This is a genomic window from Arthrobacter sp. K4-10C, assembly GCF_059090085.1.
Map to the genome: position 1 here is coordinate 1 of NZ_JBNHFI010000021.1, position 4,977 is coordinate 4,977.

Sequence of the window (4,977 nt, forward strand, 5' to 3'; positions counted from 1 at the left end):
ACTACATCCACTGGTACAACACCAACAGAATCTCAACAAAACTCAAGGGCCTGAGCCCGGTGCAATACCGTACTCAGGCCCTTGCGGCTTAGGCTCTTATTTGGCCAGTCCAACTTTTGGGGACCAGTTCAATCCGGGGCGCCGCCTCCTTTTTGCCACTCCACCTGCTATGACCGAGCCGAGCCTGACGTTGCCGGCGCCCGCCCGACGTCGTCCTGTCCCGTGGTGCCCGCCTGCGGCGAGGCGGACGGCACAGTGCTCCGGCCGGCCTGGAGCGTGACCCCGATGCCCGCCGCCACAACCAGCGCGATGCCCACGATGGCGCTGACCCCATGGTCCTGTCCCAACACGGCAAAGCCAATGACGACGGCGATGGCTGGTTCCAGGCTCATAAGTGTCCCGAAGGCAGAGGCCTTCAGGCGGCGGAGGGCCATCAGCTCAAGGCTGAACGGGATGACCGGCATCAGGAGGGCGAGGCCTGCCCCGATGAGCAGCAGCTGCCAGTCGAAATGGGCGAACACGGCAGGTCCCACGATTACAGTGGTCGCGGCCGCTGCGACGGGCATGGATACCGCAAGCGCCTGGAGGCCAGCGACTTCGTCGCCGGCGCGCTGCGTCAACAGAATGTAGCCGGCCCAGCAGGCTGCCGCGCCGAGCGCCAACAGAATCCCGCCGAGATCGGCGCCGCCGTGCCAGGGTTCGGTCAGCGCCACCACCCCGGCAGCCGCAACCAGCGCCCACCATCGCCCTGCCCTGCGGCCCTGAATGACCGCGACCGACAGTGGGCCCAGGAACTCCAGGGCGCTGGCCATCCCCAGGGGTATGCGCACTGCCGCCGCCATGAACAGCACCGTCATGCCCGCAGTCACCAGTCCCAGGAGGATGCAGGTCAGCAGTCCCTTCCTGCTGAACCGCGAACGCCAGGGGCGGGTGAAAGCCACCAGGATTACCGCCGCCCAGGCCAGGCGCAACCAGGAAACGCCTTCCGGACCCAGCCGGTCCGCAAGCCCCACCGACGCTGCAAGCCCCAATTGGACGCAGCACATTGCTGCTCCGGCCATTGCCGTCCCGCTGCCTGCTCCGCTGCTTCGAATTCGAGAAAATGCCATGCGTTTCAGTAAAGCTGTCCACCACTGTCAACGTCCACGTGACCAATGCAGACACATTGTTCATGATTCATGGACAATTGGAACCATGGAAACGCGACGCCTCGAAGTGCTGCTGGAGTTGGCACGCCAGGGATCGATGAGGAACGTCGCCGACACTTTCGGCACCACCACGTCAACCGTTTCCCAGCAGATCGCCGCGCTTGCCCGTGAGACGGGCACTCGGCTCCTTGAGCCCGCTGGCCGCGGGGTCCGCCTGACTCCGGCGGGACGGCGCCTGGCCGACCACGCTGTCACCATCCTCGCCGCCGTCAACGCTGCCGCCGCGGAGCTGGACCCGGAAGCCGAGCCGGCCGGCACCGTCCGGGTAGCTGGGTTTGCCACCGCCGTACGTGCAGTCCTGATGCCCATCGTTGGAGAACTCGCCGGCATCCACCCCGACGTGAAGATCGAGGTCCGGGAGCACGAACCGGCCGAAGCGCTGGCTCTGCTGGCCGCCGACGCAGTGGACCTTGCCCTGACCTACGACTACAACCTGGCCCCAGACAAGGGAGGCGCCGCCTACGAGTCCGTCCATCTCTGGAGCACGCCCTGGAGCCTGGGTGTTCCCGATGCGATGGCTGCGGGCAACGAACCGGCGCCGGAGATCTTCCGGCGCTTCCACGGCTCCGACTGGATCGGAAACTCGCGTAACACCGCGGACGAGGAAGTCCTTCGGCTGATTGCCTCGATGGCCGGCTTCGAACCCCGGATACGGCACCAGGCGGACAGCCTGGACCTGGTGGAGGACCTGATCCTCGCGGGAATGGGCATCGGGCTCCTGCCGGCGGACCGGCCGGTGCAACGAGGTGTCAGCCTCATCCCGTTAAAGAACCCGGCGGTGACGGTCCGGGCGTACGCCCGCTGCCGGCGGGGCAACAGCAACTGGCCCGCCCTGGCCGTTGTCCTGGAGCTGGTCAGGGTACAGAGCCAGCGGTCTGCCTGACTGGAGCTGACCGGGCTGGTGCGTGCCGCCGTCGTACCCTGCCTCCCGTTCGAAGGGCTCAGTCGTTGCCCTTGCCTTTCCCGCCCTTTTTGTCATCATCCTTGTCGGGCTCAGGCTCAGGCTGGGGCTCCGGCGCCGGTGCCGGCTCCTGGACGGGCGGTGAAGTCTGGGCTGCTGCCTGTTCAGCTGCTGCTTTGTCCGCTGCGGCCTGGTCCGCTGCCGCCTTCTCCAGGGCCGCTGCCTCGGCCGCGGCGGCAGCAGCGTCCTCTAGGTCCGCCCGCACGGCGGTGGCGATCGTGGTGATGCTCCGCCGCCGCTCATCGGAAAGGTCGCCCTTGGCCTGGGCGGCTTCCAGCTCCGCCTCAAGTCCGTCAAGGGCCCTCAGGGCCGCGGCAGGATCACCCTGCGATGATGCCTGCGTGACCTCAAGCACCCTGGCCTGCAGTTGCCGGGCGGCATCGCGCTGCAAACCCGTCTCGGCCGTGCCACAGCCACTCAGCAGACCTGCTGCCAGCAGAATGGCCGGCCATGCCAATACCCGCGGGTTGTCCTGCCTCAGCCTCACGGTTCCACGCTTTTTTGGAGTTCCTCCAGGTGTTCGCCCAGTACGCCTGTCACTTCCGGGTAGGGCACGACGTCGGCGGGGGCCTGGGCGGACAGCGTCATCATCACCGCGGCAACGGCCGCGGCAACTACCACGAGGCTGAGGACCAAGACGAGCCAAAACCGCTTGGTCCGGGTTTGCGGGTGCAGGGATGGCACGGCCTCTCCGGCCTTGGTCGGCTGCGGCCCGCTGGGCAAAATGGACGGCTCACCTGATCCCACGGCAGCCTCACGAATCTCATCCACCGACTCTTCGGCTGTGATTGAAGGCGGATGGAACGGCATGGCCGGCAGTACCCGGGTTGTCTCCGGCGCCAGTTCGCCCGGGGTTGAGGCCGGTGATACCAAAGCCTGGCGCAGCGCAACCTCGATGTCCCCCGCAGCCGGCCGCTCCAAGGGCTCGATGGCAGTCATGGAGCGGATCAGGTTAGCCCACTCCGAAGGGACGTCGTCCGGGATTTCGGGTGCCCGGTGCAGCCGGGCAACGGCGGACTCAACCGCACCGCCCGGGTATTCCACGGTGCCTTTGATGCATTCCAACAGCACGAGGCCCAGTGAATAGATGTCCGTGGCGGGGGAGAGGGGCTGGCCCATGGCCTGCTCCGGGCTGAGGTACGCGGCGGTGCCCACCATGGTGCCAGTGGCCGTGAGCCTCGTCGAGTCGACGATCCTGGCGATGCCGAAATCGGTCAGCTTCGGGCGCAGCGGCTCGCCGGGCCGAATCTGGACCAGCAGGATGTTGGCTGGCTTGATGTCGCGATGGATGATGCCCAGTCCGTGGACGTAGGCCAGGGCATCGGCAATGCCGGCGCCAATGACGGCGAGTTCTTCCAGCGGCACGGTGCTGTGCCGGATCCGGGTGCGCAGGTCCTGGCCCTCCACCAGTTCCATGGTGAGGAACGGCCGGGGCTCGTCCGGTATGCGCGTATCGATGCCGGCATCAAAAAGGGTGACCAGGCCCGGGTGGTTCAGGGTGGCCAGAAGCTGGATCTCTGCTTCCTGGCGCTTCAGTTCCTCTGCATCAGGAGCCTGCGGCGCGAAGAGTTTGAGTGCCACGTCGCGGCCCAGGTTCTCGTCCCTGGCACAATAAACAGACGACATTCCGCCACGGCCAATAACCTCGCCCAACCGATAACGTCCGCCAACCACTTCATTCGTAATGGAGCTAGGCGATTCCGCCACCATGACCGTTCCTCCCGGTGCGCTGCCGCACTGTCGTACTCAAAATTATACGGGCGGTGCGGCACAACTAGCGATTGGCCTGGCTTTCCCACGGCGGCACACCGACGGTCCGGCGGCGAGTCGAGAATTTTCGCCACCGGACCACCGGCCACAAGGACATATGTGCTGAAGACATGTTTGCGGCAGTTTCGTGTGTTCCTGGGGGTTGGCCTCCTTTCCTTCAGCCTGCTGGCTGCAGCCGCTTCAGGCGCATAATGCAGGCGCTGTCAGATGCCTTTCGAACCGGCTAGGACACCTTGCGCTTACGGAGCACCAGGAGTCCTGCCACCAGAAGCAGCAGGGCCAGCGGGACCAAGGAAGCGTCCGTGCCCGTGTTCGCCAGGGCACTGGTGCCCCGGGCCTGGCTGCTGCGGGGAGTGGTGTCCGCCGCGATAGCGCCGCCCACTGCGGTGGATCCGGCGGAGGCTACGGAGATGCCGCCGGTGCCGGTGGTGCCAGCGTCCGTGCCGTTGCCGTTGTTGGTGCCCGAGGTACCGTTGTTGGAACCGTCTCCATTGCCGGCGCCGCTATCGGTGCCAGGGTTGTCCGTTCCCGGATCAACAGTGCCAACACCGCCGGTGTTGCCGTCACCCGGAGTGCCGGTGCCCGGTGTTTCGGTTCCCGGGGTTTCGGTGCCGGGCGTTTCGGTGCCGTTGCCACCGATCAGACCGATGCCGAGATCCAGCCCTACATCCACAACGGCGTCCACGCCGCCGCTGCCGCCGGTGATACCGTCGGTGCCGCCGGTTCCAATGCCGATGTCGAGGACAGCGTCTACGACGGTGTCGAGTCCGCCGGTGGTGCCGTCGGTGCCGGTGATGTTTCCAAGGCCCAGGTCGAGGCCGAGGGCTGCGTCAACTGCGGCGTCCAGTCCGTTGGTGGTGCCGTCGGTGCCCACGACATCTCCCAGGCCGAGTGCTGCATCGGCGGCTACGGCTGCATCGGCCGCAACACTGTCTCCGGCTCCAAGGCCGAGGGTTACATCAGCGGCTGCGGCCACGTCGGCGGTGGTGCCGCTGTCGGTGCCGGTGACGTTTCCGAGGGCCAGGGCTGCGTCGGCGG

General features: G+C 66.6%; 5 protein-coding genes and 1 pseudogene. 2 read left to right on the forward strand and 4 right to left on the reverse strand.

The window, feature by feature from the left end; all coding sequences use genetic code 11:
* Positions 1–92 (forward strand): IS3 family transposase (locus AC5RUU_RS19510; protein WP_493975930.1); only part of this gene is annotated, 92 nt, incomplete at its 5' end.
* Between the two features lie 75 nt (positions 93–167).
* Here AC5RUU_RS19510 and AC5RUU_RS19515 read toward each other — a convergent pair.
* Positions 168–1,109 carry an EamA family transporter gene (locus AC5RUU_RS19515; RefSeq protein WP_493976857.1) on the reverse strand — a complete coding sequence of 314 codons (942 nt, stop codon included), beginning with the start codon at positions 1,107–1,109 and terminating at the stop codon, positions 168–170.
* Between the two features lie 85 nt (positions 1,110–1,194).
* Here AC5RUU_RS19515 and AC5RUU_RS19520 point away from each other — a divergent pair, with 85 nt between their 5' ends.
* Positions 1,195–2,091, forward strand: a complete 897-nt coding sequence (locus AC5RUU_RS19520) for a LysR family transcriptional regulator (RefSeq protein ID WP_493976858.1) — start codon at positions 1,195–1,197, stop codon at positions 2,089–2,091.
* A gap of 58 nt (positions 2,092–2,149) precedes the next feature.
* Here AC5RUU_RS19520 and AC5RUU_RS19525 read toward each other — a convergent pair whose 3' ends face one another.
* The 3 genes and pseudogenes from AC5RUU_RS19525 to AC5RUU_RS19535 all read right to left on the reverse strand — a co-directional run.
* Positions 2,150–2,656, reverse strand: coding sequence for a hypothetical protein (locus AC5RUU_RS19525; RefSeq protein ID WP_493976859.1), 507 nt, complete (start codon positions 2,654–2,656; stop codon positions 2,150–2,152).
* Complete coding sequence (locus tag AC5RUU_RS19530) at positions 2,653–3,879, reverse strand: serine/threonine-protein kinase (protein WP_493976860.1); 1,227 nt, start codon at positions 3,877–3,879, stop codon at positions 2,653–2,655. Before AC5RUU_RS19530 ends, AC5RUU_RS19525 begins: the two co-directional genes overlap by 4 nt.
* A 283-nt stretch (positions 3,880–4,162) precedes the next feature.
* Positions 4,163–4,977 (reverse strand): annotated as a pseudogene (locus tag AC5RUU_RS19535) (hypothetical protein); the annotation flags it as partial.

Coding starts and splice junctions, on each gene's coding strand:
- AC5RUU_RS19515 (WP_493976857.1), bottom strand. CDS start 1,109: ATGGCATTTTCTCGAATTCGAAGCAGCGGAGCAGGCAGCGGGACGGCA.
- AC5RUU_RS19520 (WP_493976858.1), top strand. CDS start 1,195: ATGGAAACGCGACGCCTCGAAGTGCTGCTGGAGTTGGCACGCCAGGGA.
- AC5RUU_RS19530 (WP_493976860.1), bottom strand. CDS start 3,879: ATGGTGGCGGAATCGCCTAGCTCCATTACGAATGAAGTGGTTGGCGGA.